General features: G+C 35.0%; 15 protein-coding genes. 5 read left to right on the top strand and 10 right to left on the bottom strand.

Annotated elements, in window-relative coordinates:
• Nucleotides 1-3 precede the first annotated feature (3 nt).
• The 3 genes from ABJH90_RS04435 (at nucleotide 4) to ABJH90_RS04425 (ending at nucleotide 2,816) form a co-directional block, all read left to right on the top strand.
• On the top strand, nucleotides 4-597 hold the full coding sequence (locus ABJH90_RS04435) for a hypothetical protein (RefSeq protein WP_348136923.1): 594 nt from the start codon (nucleotides 4-6) through the stop codon (nucleotides 595-597).
• A gap of 173 nt (nucleotides 598-770) precedes the next feature.
• Complete coding sequence (locus ABJH90_RS04430; protein ID WP_348136921.1) at nucleotides 771-2,039, top strand: sterol desaturase family protein; 1,269 nt, start codon at nucleotides 771-773, stop codon at nucleotides 2,037-2,039.
• A gap of 9 nt (nucleotides 2,040-2,048) precedes the next feature.
• Nucleotides 2,049-2,816 carry a creatininase family protein gene (locus tag ABJH90_RS04425; RefSeq protein WP_348136919.1) on the top strand — a complete coding sequence of 256 codons (768 nt, stop codon included), beginning with the start codon at nucleotides 2,049-2,051 and terminating at the stop codon, nucleotides 2,814-2,816.
• A gap of 6 nt (nucleotides 2,817-2,822) precedes the next feature.
• Here the strand turns inward: ABJH90_RS04425 and ABJH90_RS04420 are convergent, their stop codons facing one another.
• Genes ABJH90_RS04420 through rsfS form a run of 6 tightly spaced genes read right to left on the bottom strand, consistent with a single transcriptional unit; the run spans nucleotide 2,823 to nucleotide 7,590 of the window.
• On the bottom strand, nucleotides 2,823-3,089 hold the full coding sequence (locus ABJH90_RS04420) for an acyl-CoA-binding protein (RefSeq protein ID WP_348136917.1): 267 nt from the start codon (nucleotides 3,087-3,089) through the stop codon (nucleotides 2,823-2,825).
• Nucleotides 3,079-3,747, bottom strand: coding sequence for a phosphatidylserine decarboxylase family protein (locus ABJH90_RS04415; RefSeq protein WP_348136915.1), 669 nt, complete (start codon nucleotides 3,745-3,747; stop codon nucleotides 3,079-3,081). The genes ABJH90_RS04420 and ABJH90_RS04415 overlap by 11 nt, the downstream gene beginning before the upstream one ends.
• The gene (locus ABJH90_RS04410; protein WP_348136913.1) at nucleotides 3,737-4,540 is read right to left on the bottom strand and encodes a phosphatidate cytidylyltransferase; all 804 of its coding nucleotides are present in this window, start codon (nucleotides 4,538-4,540) and stop codon (nucleotides 3,737-3,739) included. Before ABJH90_RS04410 ends, ABJH90_RS04415 begins: the two co-directional genes overlap by 11 nt.
• Before the next feature lies 1 nt (nucleotide 4,541).
• On the bottom strand, nucleotides 4,542-5,153 hold the full coding sequence (locus ABJH90_RS04405; RefSeq protein ID WP_348136911.1) for an LUD domain-containing protein: 612 nt from the start codon (nucleotides 5,151-5,153) through the stop codon (nucleotides 4,542-4,544).
• A 58-nt stretch (nucleotides 5,154-5,211) separates the two neighbouring features.
• A complete protein-coding gene (gene ftsH / locus ABJH90_RS04400) occupies nucleotides 5,212-7,203 on the bottom strand; it encodes an ATP-dependent zinc metalloprotease FtsH (protein ID WP_348136909.1) in 1,992 nt (663 codons plus the stop codon).
• Between the two features lie 9 nt (nucleotides 7,204-7,212).
• A complete protein-coding gene (rsfS, locus tag ABJH90_RS04395; RefSeq protein ID WP_348136907.1) occupies nucleotides 7,213-7,590 on the bottom strand; it encodes a ribosome silencing factor in 378 nt (125 codons plus the stop codon).
• 94 nt (nucleotides 7,591-7,684) lie between these two features.
• On the opposite strand from rsfS, the gene ABJH90_RS04390 reads away from it, so the two are divergent.
• Nucleotides 7,685-8,416, top strand: a complete 732-nt coding sequence (locus ABJH90_RS04390; protein ID WP_348136905.1) for a biotin--[acetyl-CoA-carboxylase] ligase — start codon at nucleotides 7,685-7,687, stop codon at nucleotides 8,414-8,416.
• 30 nt (nucleotides 8,417-8,446) lie between these two features.
• Here ABJH90_RS04390 and ABJH90_RS04385 read toward each other — a convergent pair whose 3' ends face one another.
• Together ABJH90_RS04385 and pyrE are read right to left on the bottom strand one after the other, a co-directional pair.
• Nucleotides 8,447-8,839, bottom strand: a complete 393-nt coding sequence (locus ABJH90_RS04385) for an SRPBCC family protein (RefSeq protein ID WP_348136903.1) — start codon at nucleotides 8,837-8,839, stop codon at nucleotides 8,447-8,449.
• A 4-nt stretch (nucleotides 8,840-8,843) separates the two neighbouring features.
• Complete coding sequence (gene pyrE / locus ABJH90_RS04380) at nucleotides 8,844-9,485, bottom strand: orotate phosphoribosyltransferase (RefSeq protein ID WP_348136901.1); 642 nt, start codon at nucleotides 9,483-9,485, stop codon at nucleotides 8,844-8,846.
• 7 nt (nucleotides 9,486-9,492) lie between these two features.
• Between pyrE and ABJH90_RS04375 the strand changes: the two genes are divergently transcribed.
• The gene (locus tag ABJH90_RS04375) at nucleotides 9,493-10,080 is read left to right on the top strand and encodes an NUDIX domain-containing protein (RefSeq protein ID WP_348136899.1); all 588 of its coding nucleotides are present in this window, start codon (nucleotides 9,493-9,495) and stop codon (nucleotides 10,078-10,080) included.
• Between the two features lie 159 nt (nucleotides 10,081-10,239).
• Here ABJH90_RS04375 and ABJH90_RS04370 read toward each other — a convergent pair whose 3' ends face one another.
• Nucleotides 10,240-10,644: a response regulator gene (locus tag ABJH90_RS04370; RefSeq protein WP_348136897.1), complete on the bottom strand. Its 405-nt coding sequence runs from the start codon at nucleotides 10,642-10,644 to the stop codon at nucleotides 10,240-10,242.
• Nucleotides 10,631-13,288, bottom strand: a complete 2,658-nt coding sequence (locus ABJH90_RS04365; RefSeq protein WP_348136896.1) for a PAS domain S-box protein — start codon at nucleotides 13,286-13,288, stop codon at nucleotides 10,631-10,633. The genes ABJH90_RS04370 and ABJH90_RS04365 overlap by 14 nt, the downstream gene beginning before the upstream one ends.
• Between the last annotated feature and the right edge of the window lie 189 nt (nucleotides 13,289-13,477).

The following is a 13,477-nucleotide window of genomic DNA, read 5'->3' as shown; positions in this document are numbered from 1 at the left end:
TAGATGAAACCAATACTGATATCATTTTTCTTTCTATTTATTATATGCCTGGAGGCTCAAGAGGGCCAATTAAAGATATTGCCAGCAAAAATTCAAATAAATACTGCCGTCTTACCAGCACCTGAAGAAGATAGAGCAGATGCTATGGTATACGGCTATGATGAACAAGGCAAATTGGTAGTGTTGCGCGAAGGAACCAATAACCTGGTGTGCCTGTGCGATGACCCCACCAAAGAAGGTATTAGTGTCAGCTGCTATTCAAAGAAACTTGAACCCTTTATGGCCAGGGGGAGAGAACTTAGTGCTCAGGGTAAAAACTTTAAGGAAAAACGAGAGATTAGAGGGGAGGAAATAGCTTCAGGGAAAATAAAAATGCCTAAAGAACCTAGCATGATGTATATTTTTTATGGAACTGATGAAAATTATGATAAAACTACAGGTGATCTAAAAGACGGAAAGTTTCGCTATGTCATTTACACACCATTTGCCACAACAGAATCCACAGGACTTCCCAGTAAACCGCATGCACCCGGAATGCCATGGCTTATGGATCCAGGAACTCATAGAGCCCATATAATGGTTGGTCCTTTCAACTAATAGATACATGCTTAGTTTTAATTTGACTGTTTTGTTAGTGCTTGTTGAATTGCTGTTTGAGAAGAATTTAATTTTTTTATATCCCACGAAATAAGTAGTTAAAAGAAAGGACGATTTTACCAATACCTCTAATTGATGAATTTTTCTATCTTTGAGTGAAGCATCTTTTTTAAATGGAATCTTACGCAACTGCACTCCTTTATGCCATTCCTTTTTTTATTTTTTTATTGGGGATAGAAATTCTCTACGGATACTTTGTTAAAAATCAGAAGCACAAGGTTCTGGATACTGTAAGTAGTATTAGTTCCGGTCTTACTAATATTTTGAAGGATTCTCTTGGTCTGGGGGTCATAATCGTAAGTTATCCTTATTTATTGGAGCACCTTGCACTAACAGAAATAAAAGCCAGTTGGTTAGTTTGGGGTATCGCCTTTATTGTTATCGATTTTGCAGGTTATTGGAATCACCGCCTAAGCCATCACATCAACTTTTTTTGGAATCAACATGTTATACACCACAGTAGTGAGGAATTTAATTTGGCATGTGCCTTGCGACAGTCAGTTTCTAATTTAATAGGCTATTTCCCTCTTTTTTTAATTCCTGCAGCAATTCTTGGAGTTCCTACAAAGGTTATTGCAATTCTGGCGCCAATCCATCTTTTTGCCCAGTTTTGGTATCACACTCAGCACATAAGAAAAATGGGATGGTTAGAATATATAATTGTCACACCGTCTCAACATCGGGTTCATCATGCAATAAATCCGGAATATATTGATAAAAACCTTGGTCAGGTATTATGCATTTGGGACCGTTTATTTGGTACTTTTCAGGAAGAACTGGCAGAGGTGCCACCCCAATATGGAGTTTTGAAGCCTGCTCGTACCTGGAATCCGCTACTTATTAATTTTCAGCATATTTGGAGCTTAATTAAAGATGCCTGGCGTACAAAGAACTATTTGGATAAAATAAAAATATGGTTTATGCCTACAGGATGGAGGCCAGCGGATGTTAAAGAGAATTATCCGATAAGTGTAATTCAAGATGTATATCATTTTCAACGGTATCAAACAAAGGCTTCTTTTTCTTTTAAGGGGTATGTAATTTTTCAAATGTTAGCTACTTTAATATTATTGCTATTTATGTTTTATAACTATGCGGAAATAGGCTTCAATGGCTTACTTTTATTTGGAGCCTTTGTGTTTATGGGAATATATGGATATACTACCCTAATGGATAGAAGCAAAAATGCTGTATGGATAGAACTATGTCGGGGAGTACTTGGACTTTTTCTCATATATATTACGGGAGATTGGTTTGGTATTAATGCGCAATTTTCCGGAGGGGGTTATTATGTTGCAATGTATTTTGTTATTACAATTATCGGGGGTATTTATTTTACCTATATAGAAAGAGAATCATTATCTGCTAATGCAGTTTTATAAGAATAAATTATGGGGATAAGACCATACATACTTGCCGAATCTAACTGGGAAGTCATTAAAGATGCCGATTTTGAACTGGCTATACTACCATGGGGAGCAACAGAAGCGCATAATTATCATTTACCTTATGCCACTGATATTTATGAGGCTGATTATATTGCTGCTGCCTCCGCACAAATTGCATGGGAAAAGGGTGCAAAACCAATTGTTTTACCAACAATTCCGTTTGGGGTAAATACAGGGCAATCTGATATTTATCTTGATATAAATCTTAATCCCTCGACTCAACTGACCATCTTAAACGACATTATAGAGACGCTTAATCGTCAGGGGATATATAAGCTTTTAATCTTTAACAGCCATGGCGGAAATAATTTTAAGCCATTGGTTAGAGAATTAGGTTTAAAATTTCCGGATATGTTTATTTGTTTCTCCAATTGGTTTCAGGCCATGAATAGATCAGATTATTTTGAAAATGAAGGCGACCATGCGGAAGAAATGGAGACAAGTCTTATGTTATATCTTAAACCTGAATTAGTATTACCAAAAGATAAATGGGGGAAGGGTAAATCTAAAGGATTTAAGATCAAAGCGTTTACAGAGGGTTGGGTATGGGCAGAGCGAAAATGGTCAGAGATAAGTGAGGACACCGGAGTAGGGAATCCGGAAAATGCCAGCGTGGAAAAGGGTAAGCAATTCTTTGAAGATATATCTTTAAAAATAGGAAATCTAATTTATGATTTGTGCAAAGCCGATTGTGAAGATCTATATGAATAGTAGTCTTTATTTCTTGTTAACAATCACCTTTTCAACCAAATTCACATATAGGGCCATGGCTTCTTCACGATCAATATTCTGTGCCTGTATCAAGGCATTGGCCTTAAATGCATTTATTAATGGGGTCTTACTTCCAGGGTTATTGTAGTTTTTATTGGCTATTTTGTAATAGGCATATAACTTTAATAATAAGTCTGCTGGTATAGGCTTCTTATAGTCATTTACAAGCCGTACTGCTTCTAAAAAATCGCTATATAATTTTTCATTCTTCATCCCTGTGAGGAGTTGTGGCAATGCAGGTTTGGGCACCCACGACTTTCTGGTTTAATTTTACGGTGATTGCACTATCTAAGGGTAACAATACATCTACCCTGGACCCGAATTTAATAAAGCCCGAATCTTCACCCTGTTGAACGTTTTCTCCTATCTCTGCATAATTTATAATACGTCTCGCCATTGCTCCTGCTATTTGTCTGTAGAGAATATCCCCAAATTTTGGGGTATGAATTACAATAGTTGTTCGTTCATTTTCTTCACTTGATTTTGGATGCCAGGCAACAAGGTATTTACCAGGGTGATATTTGGAGTATTTGATGACCCCACTAGATGGATACCGTGTTATATGTACATTGGTTGGTGACATAAAGATGGAAACTTGTATACGTTTATCCTTAAAATATTCTTTTTCTTCTACTTCCTCTATAGCAACTACCTTCCCGTCAACAGGAGCCAATATATCATTAAAATTTTTATTAATAATTCTTTTTGGATTTCTAAAAAACTGGAGAATAAGAACTAAAATGATTAAAGCTAAAATTTGAACTGCATGCTTTAACCAGGGTTCAACTATATAAAAGTGAGCCAATACAATAATAATACCAACGCTAAAAAAAGTCGACAGTATAATTTTCTGGCCTTCTCTATGAAACATATGAAAACAACATTAAAGTTAAATAAGCAAAAGGGGCAGCAAATATTAAACTATCTAAGCGATCTAACATACCGCCATGTCCTGGTAAAATGGCGCCACTGTCTTTAACACCAGCCTGTCTTTTTAATTTAGATTCAACAAGGTCACCTAAACTTCCTGTTAGCACTATAACTCCGGCTAGAATGACCCATTGTACCGGGTTTACAATATCTTCATAATTTGCCATAATATAGGCGGCTCCCAAGGTAAAAACCAATCCTCCCAGTGAACCTTCAACAGTCTTTTTAGGCGATACCGCCGGATATAGTTTTGTACGCCCCAAAGTCTTACCCACAACATAGGCAAATGAATCATTTACCCAAATTAATATAAAAATCCCCATAATGAGGTATTTAGCAAATTCATTATCCTTATATGGGATCATTGTCAAAAAAATACATCCGCCACCAACATAGAAAAGACCCACAATAAATTTTTCGTAATTATAGTAGATTTTTTTCTTTTTAGAAAATAGGTAATAGATCAAACTAAGATCAACAATGATAGTTATAAGCATGAGCATATTGATCAATATTTTATCATCAATAAGATAAATATAAGCCCACCATAGACCTAAATAGGCTATAAAAACATAGTATCCCCTGAGAGATACCAATCTTTTATATTCATACAAACATGCCAGACCAAAAACCATAAAAAGAAAGTCAAATGCATCTGAACTTAGAAAAACGGCAGAAAGAAGTAGAATTACATAAACAGCTCCCGTCAATAATCGCCTAAGAAGTTCTTTCATATTAAAGGTCTTCCATAAGTAATAAGTACAAGTGTTTTGTGCTGCTACCGTAGGTTAGAAAATCATTCGCATTTTCTTCAGTTCCTTGAAAATGTTTAATAGTAGTAATATTTGCAGGGATAACTTGTCTGTACTTCTTTTTGATTGTTTTTAAACCCTCTCCAATTGTACCTACTAACTGGCTGGTTGTGGCGAAAACAATAACATTATCTGGCAATTCGTTAAGCTTCTTTTCTTTAAGCTGGTTTGAGCAAACTAAAATAGACCCGTTTTGGGCAACCAAATGTTCACAGGTAGTAAAGAAAATTTCACTATCGTTTGCCTTATCTGTAAACTTTAAATTGTCCTTATAAAATTTTTCTTTTAGGCGGGGATTCATTACAAAGAAAGGCAGTTCCTCCCAATGATTTTCTTCAATAATATTTTTTAAAGCTTCTGAAACTTCATCAAAGGAATCGCAATAAATGAATTTACCACCATTCTTTTTAAAATGAATAGTAAACTTCTCATCAACCGGGATATTTAGGTCGGGCATATGCATACCTCTGGTTTCCACAGTTTCTTTGGAAACTTTCTTTTTACCACCACCAAATAGCTTGTCAAATAGACCCATCGATATATTTAGGCTTCAAATAATGCTCGACTTATTAAAAAAACAACGCTTAGAATTATTATTTATTTTCTTTGGTAGATTCTTCAGGTGCTAGCTCATTAGTATCAACTATTTCCTGACCTTTTTTATCAAATACTTTTTCAAAAGGGCGACTGCCAAAAATTTTAACTAAATCCTCTTTAAAGATAACTTCTTTTTCCAATAAACGTTCAGCCAATTCTGTTAGTTTATCTTTATTTTCTTTCAATACTTCAACAGCTCGTACATACTGCTCTTCAATTAATTTTGAAATTTCTTTATCAATTACCTGTGCCGTTTCTTCACTGTATGGTTTGGTAAACCCGTATTCATTTTGACTTGAGGAGTCGTAGTAAGTAAGATTACCAATTTCGTCGTTAAGCCCATAAATGGTTACCATAGCACGTGCCTGCTTGGTTACTTTTTCCAAATCACTAAGAGCACCGGTAGATATTTTATCAAATATTACTTTTTCAGCGGCTCTGCCTCCCAAAGTAGCACACATTTCATCTTTCATTTGTTCAGGTCGAACTATAAGACGTTCTTCAGGCAAATACCATGCTGAACCCAGAGATTGGCCTCTAGGGACTATTGTAACTTTTACTAACGGCGCAGCATGTTCAAGCATCCAACTTACAGTGGCATGGCCAGCCTCATGATAGGCAACAGTCTTTTTCTCTTCCGGGGTAATAATTTTATTCTTTTTTTCAAGTCCACCAACAATTCGGTCTACCGCATCAAGGAAGTCTTGTTTGCTAACGGCCTTTTTTTCTTTACGTGCCGCAATAAGTGCAGCTTCATTACAAACGTTGGCTATATCTGCCCCCGAAAATCCTGGTGTTTGTCTGGACAGAAAATCAAGATCCAATGTCTCGGAAGTTTTTATTGGCCTAAGGTGTACTTCAAATATTTCTTTTCTTTCACGGATATCCGGAAGATCCACATAAATCTGTCGGTCAAATCTACCTGCACGCATCAAAGCTTTATCCAAAACATCAGCTCTGTTGGTAGCAGCCAATACAATTACATTGGTATTTGTACCAAAACCATCCATCTCCGTTAATAACTGGTTTAAGGTATTTTCGCGTTCATCGTTAGATCCCGTGAAATTGTTTTTACCTCTTGCCCGTCCTATAGCATCAATTTCATCGATAAAAATAATTGCCGGAGATTTGTCCTTCGCCTGTTTAAATAGATCCCTAACCCTTGACGCACCTACCCCAACAAACATTTCAACAAAATCTGATCCGGACAAAGAGAAAAACGGAACTTTTGCCTCTCCCGCAACTGCTTTCGCCAGTAAAGTTTTACCAGTACCGGGAGGTCCTACCAAAATCGCTCCTTTAGGAATTTTACCTCCTAATGAAGTATACTTATCAGGGTGCTTTAAGAATTCTACTATTTCTTCGACTTCTTCCTTGGCACCCTCTAAACCGGCAACATCTTTAAAAGAAGTTCTGGTGTCAGTTTTTTCATCAAATAACTTAGCTTTGGATTTTCCAATGTTAAATATCTGACCACCGGCCCCTCCTCCGGAACCCCCGGACATTCTGCGCATGAGATAAATCCATATACCAATAATCAGTACAAATGGCAGAATGGATAACAACAATTCCATGAAGACATTAGACTCTTTATCAAATTCTACTATGGTGTCTATATTGTTCTCCTTTTTTATTTCAGTTATTTCATTTTGAAAAATTTGCAAATCTCCATAATCCAATACATATTGCGGAATTGAACCTGTTGAAGGAAACAAAGGTTTTTCGGACACATCTTTATGTACATCCTTTGCAAGTGCTTCATCAGACAGGAAAACCTTAGCCTGATTGGTATTGGTGATAATCAAGATCTTGGTAATATCTCCATTTCTCAAATATTCCTGAAGTTCAGAAGTGGTAGTTTTCTTGGGAGAATTCAGATTATCGCTACCAAAGAATTGGAAAGCAATTAAAAATATTGCAATCAAACCATAAATCCACCAAGAACTGAATCTAGGTTTCTTTTGCGGGGTATTATTATCTTTTGCCATTGTTTTTTTTTACTGATTAAAACTACTTTCTACCATAGTAACCTTTGCGTCTCCCCAAAGCCCCTCCACATCATAAAATTCTCGAATATGTTTTTGGAATACATGAACAACAATGTTCACATAGTCCAGCAACACCCATTCTGCATTTTCAGATCCTTCAATATGCCATGGTTTGTCTTTTAATGTCTTACTTACTGTTTTTTGGATTGAGTTTACTATCGCATTAACATGCGTATTAGAAGTTCCATTACAAATTATAAAGTAGTCACAAACGGTATTTTCTATTTCCCTTAGGTCAAGTACATTTATCTCGAGTCCTTTAACTTCTTCTATTCCATCCAAGATTAAGGTAATTAACTCATCTGCACTAGCTTTCCTTTTCTGCATTCAATAATTTTAATTTATACAAAGTTATTGTTTTTTTGTTTCCTTAGCTATTGTTTTTAACATAACATTGTAGATCAAAAACGTACAAGCCTATATGCAAAGGATCAAACTTGATGCCACGGATTCGACAAACGCCTACCTGAAAAAGTTAATGCTTTCTGAGAAACTGGAAGATTTTACAATTGTTACTGCCAATGAGCAGTTGAATGGTCGCGGGCAAATGGGTACTCAATGGGAGTCAGAAGCAGGTAAAAACCTAACATTTAGCGTTTTAAAGTATTTTAAAAACTACCGGATTCATGAACAATTTTTGTTAAATATAATCACTTCATTAGCGGTTTACTATACACTTAAAAAATTATTTATACCAAATTTACGAGTTAAATGGCCTAACGACATTCTGTCAGGTAATTTTAAGATATGCGGTATTCTAATCGAAAATAATTTAAAGAATGATGTTATTCAGTCTTCTATAATTGGATTTGGATTGAACGTTAATCAACTAGAATTCAGAAACTTAAAAAAAGCATCATCGTTAAAAAAAATTAAGGGCAAGACTTTTAACATTGAAGAGGTACTCACGTCCTTAGTACTAAATCTTAAAACACTTTTTAATGAATTTGAATCTGGAAAAATTTCTAATATTCGGAAGCAGTATGAAATGTTACTATTTAGAATAGACAAACCGTCTACTTTTAAAGAGAGGGATTCCAAGTTGTTTACAGGATATATTCGTGGAATCTCTAAGGAAGGCAAATTAGTAGTAGAATTGGAAGATTCTGTTTTAAAGGAATATGCATTTAAGGAAGTGGAGCTACTTCACTAAAACTTATTGGTTATACTATAGAACGGATTGTTAAATTTTACTCAAATTATCAGACAACGCATTCATAAAATTAGTAATGGGCGTTTTTATCATCATAGCCATCATTGAATTAAACTCTCCTTCAAAGCGCAACATTACTTCGGTTTCGCTATCATTTTTAGAATCGATATCCAAAGTAAGTGTAAATGGCAATTTTTCACTAGCAGCTCCTAATACCAGTTTATTATGAGGTTGTTGATTTTTTCTTTTAAGCACAATTTGTGGCATCCCTTTAAGAGCAAATAAGAAAGTGTCTGTGTCTAAAACTTCAAATTTATCAATACTATCCGGCATTAATTGCTCAAAATTTTTAAGATCAATAGCGAACTCATAAACATCCTTTGCATTTTTTGAGACAGTTTTCTTTTCAGTTTCTATTTCCATTATTTCATGATTTCCATATTGAAGGATTGTTCCTCCATTCAATTAGTGTTTTAAGTTGATCTTCCTTAATATGTTTGCTGGAAGAGGCTTGCTCTATAAGAACTTCATAATTGCTAAGCGTATGAAGTTCTATCTCTTTATCTTTAAAATTCTCTTCAGATATACTAAAACCGTACGTAAAAATTGCTAACATACCCTTTACAACCGCCCCATTGAGCTTTAAGGCTTCTACTGCATTTAGGCTGCTTTTACCAGTGCTTATAAGATCTTCAATAACTACAACAGTCTGATTAGCTGATAACTGACCCTCAATTTGATTTTGTCTCCCATGTGACTTGGCTTCCGGCCTTACATAAATAAAAGGCAACCCCAAATAGTCCGCAACAAGCATCCCAATACCTATTGCCCCTGTAGCCACACCAGCAATTATATCTGGCTTCCCATATAAGTCGACAAGTTGTTTTGCCATTTGTTCTCTTATATAATTTCTGATCTCAGGAAAAGATAGGATTATCCTGTTGTCACAATAAATTGGAGATTTCCATCCCGAGGCCCAAGTAAAAGGATTTTCTGGTTTCAACTTAATTGCATTAATTTGCAGTAGGAGCTCGGCTGTTTTAGCCGCAGTGTTCTTATCTAAAACCATTTCACAAATGTATAAAGTTTTTGTTAAAGATGCCCCTTTGATTTTAACAAACAAACTATCGGATACCGTAAATGGGGAGTATTTTATGCTGAATGGCGAAGCCATTAATAATGCAATAGATGCATTGGCAAAAAAAAAGATGAGCAGAGCATTTATCTATCATCCGAACCACGAGGAAATATTAAAAAAATTCACAAAAAAAATTCCAATGGAAATTGCCGGTGGTGGTGTGGTGACCAACAAAAAAGGTAAAGTTCTTTTTATATATAGGAAGGACAAATGGGACCTGCCCAAAGGAAAACTTGACAAAGGTGAGTCTATTGAAGAATGTGCGCTTAGAGAAGTTGAGGAAGAAACCGGGGTAAAAGGGTTAAAGATTGAAAACTTTCTACGAACTACTTACCATATTTTTAAAAGAAACGGAATCTATAAGCTAAAGGAAGTTCATTGGTATGCAATGAAAACCGCTTACAAGGGAAAGTTGGTTGGTCAAAAAAGCGAGGGTATAGAAAAAGTAAAATGGAAAGGGCCACAGAAAATTCATAAGGCCCTGGAAAATTCTTATACCAATATAAAAGCACTATTTGCAGATTAGGTTTGTTTTACTTTATTAAATATATCCTTAGGAAAAACATATACCGGATATAGTAAATAGGAAGCTTAATAATATTTTGATAGAATATTTCCATTGCTATTGATCATATAAATTCTGATAAGTCCCTTATCAAAATAAAGCAAAATTCTGGCTTATAGTTTAAGCCGCCTTGGTAATCTCTTCAATTTCCTTTTTTTGTATAGGCTTGTTTTTGTAATCTATGATGTGGTGCGTCCTGGTCATATAATATTTCCAATTCTCCCTATCGGCCGGGTCTATAGATGAAGTTAAAATATTGATTCTTATCTTATGTGATATGGGTAGTGTTATGAATTCCTCTAGAAATTGCCATCCATCCATTATTGGCATGTTTATATCCAAAAATATAACCTCGGGTACTTCTTCGTTATTTTCTATAATACTTTTAAAAGCATCAATGGCTTCTTTCCCATTTACATAACTATTTATATTCTCACTTACATTCAAGGTACTAAGCATCCTTTTAATTCCGAAAACGGTTATTGGATCATCGTCTATAATCGCTATGGATTTAATTTTTGTCATTAAAATATATGTTAAACGTAGTTCCTTTACCTACCTCACTGCAAGCCATAACCTTCCCATTCATGGCTTCAATTTGATTTTTAGTAATATATAACCCAATACCCCTGGCGTCTGAGTTGTCATGGAACGTTTTGTACATTCCAAATAATTTTTCCCCATATTTATTCAAATCAATGCCAAGTCCGTTATCTTCGATACTTAAAATAGTATATTTCTCATTTTTGGAGACGGTTAATTTAATAACAGGATCTCGGCTGTCGTCCTTGTATTTTACGGCATTGGTTATAAAATTCATTATTATACTGTCAATATAAGCGGGTATTACATTAATAGAAGTGTCATCGGGTATATTATTTATAATTTTAGCATTGTTCTTTTTAAGATATGCTGCTAAATTTTGCTCCGCAGCTGCAATCTTTTCATTTAGATTAACTGGTTTTTTATCTAGATTTACGTTGGTACTAATGGCCACTACTTCATTTAGGTTGTCCAGGGTTTCCAATAAGTTATCTGATGCCTCGGTGAGCATTCTTACTATATTCTCCTGTTCATTAGCGTCTTTTTCCTCGATCAGAAACTCCAGTAACATGGAAAAATTTGCCGTATGAGATCTTAAATTATGTGATACAATGTGAGCAAAATTAATTAACTGTTTGTTTTGAATAGAAGTAACATTTATAAGGTCTCTAAGTTCCTGCTCCTGTTGTTTAAGATCAGAAATATCCATGCTTATCCCTATCAGACCATTGGCTTTACCATCCGGACCAATAAGTGGAATTTTGGAAGTCAAAAATTTCGTCAAACGCCCATCTTTCTTCACGCTTATTGTTTCTTTACCCAAAATTGGATTTAAGCTATTAATGACATCCAGGTCTTCTTCTCTGGAAATTAAAGCGGATTTTTCATCGTAAAGATCACTATCACTTTTGCCTAAAACCTCAGATTCTTTTTTAAATCCACAATAAGTCAATTCAGATTTATTCACTAGAATTTTCCTGGATTCCAGATCTTTTATGTATACATTAAGAGGTAAGTTATCTATTAATGTCTTTAATAATTTTTGCTCTTCCCTAATTTGCTTTTCTTTTTTCTTTCCTTCAGAAATGTCCTGTGCAGTAGACCAAAGTAATTTTCTCCCCTTTTTATTTCCTACCAAGGATCCACTTATTAAAACGGGGTAACTCGTTCCATCCTTTTTAGTAAATATATGTTCAAAAGGACCATAGGTGCCTTTTGAATCTACTTCCTCTAAGAAATTAATCAATTTATGCTTGGATGAATCCGGTATAATATCGGCATACTTTAATTTTGCCATGTCTTCTTTACTATAGGCTGTTGCCGATTCAAATGAACTGTTAAAATCCAGGATCTCCCCGGTATCAAAATCACTAAGTATATAAGCAATTGGAGACAACTCATATAAGGACCTAAATTTCTGTTCACTTATTTTCAGCTTCTGTCTGGCCTCCACCATTTCTTTGATCATACGACCCTCGGCCAAAAGGGATACTACTTTATTATTTTCGTTGTAAATAGGCTTTAAACTGAAATCTACAGGGATAGGTTGTTTATTTTTATCCAGAACCACTATCTCACTCCGCATAAACTCTCCCTGGGCTGCCGCAGCTATAACCTGCTTTAGCCCATCTTTTACCATATCCGGAATTGGCCACCAGTATGCTTCCCAAAATTTTTTATTAATTATATCCTCCTGTTTGAGGTCTGAAAATTGTAAAGCAGTATCGTTAACTTCCAGGAAAGTACCTTCGGTATCTAAAATACCTGTAAACTGATAAGAAGAATTAAAAATACTGCTGAAAATACGCTCTTGTTCTTCAGTTCTGGCTTTGGTTAATACTTCATCGGTAATATCTTTGAATGTGCCGATAAGACCCAAAAACTTTTCATCCTTAAAAACAGGTTTTCCTGCCGCTAAAACCGAGATTTCGTTTCCTTTGGCTGTTATTAATTGTAAAGTTTCACTCCAGGCTATCCCTTTAGCCATCGCTTTATCAACCGCCATGGCAATTGTATTTCTGCTATAACCTTCCTTATAAAAATTTATACCACTTTCAATATCGGGTACAAAGTCTTCAGGTACCTCATGAATACTTTTAGTTATTTGACACCAGGATAATTTATCCTGGACCGCATCGTACTCCCAACTTCCAATTTTTGAAATTTCGGATTTATCCCTAAGCAAAATTTCAAGTTTTTCCAGTTTAATATCATCAAAAATTGTATCAGAAATATCCTTTGTTTGAATAATGATGCCAATAATATTTTCTTTTTCGTCATACCACGGAACATTTACCCACTCAAACCACTTTTCATTTTTTTGAGTATCATAAAAATTTTCTATACCAGTTAGCCTGGCTTTGCCTTTAAGTACACCATTGAGGTCCTTTTTCCAAGATTTGCTAATATCTTCAAAAAGTTCAAATAGTGACTTTCCAAGTATATCTCTTTTGGTAAAATCAAAATCGGCAATCCACTTGTCTGAAGCGTGGATTATTTTGAATTTTTTATCCACAAATACCGCTGAAACTGGTAATTGCTTTATAAGGTAATCATAAGATGGTGTTCGGTTTTCACGCAACATTCTACCGTAATTTCTTACTAAAGTAATGTGATTTTCCATCATTGGTCAATGATTGTTGTGAATTAGTCCAAACTCGTTGTGTGACTCCAATTTTACATGGAGTACACGATAAAATAACTCAAAAAGTAAGTAATATCCTACTAAAATATAATATTTCGTGAAATTTTACGCATTAAATAAAAAAAAGAAAAAGCCCGTAGCAAAGGAAAGAAGGGGGCTAATCGATAAACA

Source organism: Eudoraea sp. (assembly GCF_039969275.1).
Classification (GTDB): domain Bacteria; phylum Bacteroidota; class Bacteroidia; order Flavobacteriales; family Flavobacteriaceae; genus Eudoraea.
This window is presented reverse-complemented; position numbering and strand designations above follow the sequence as displayed.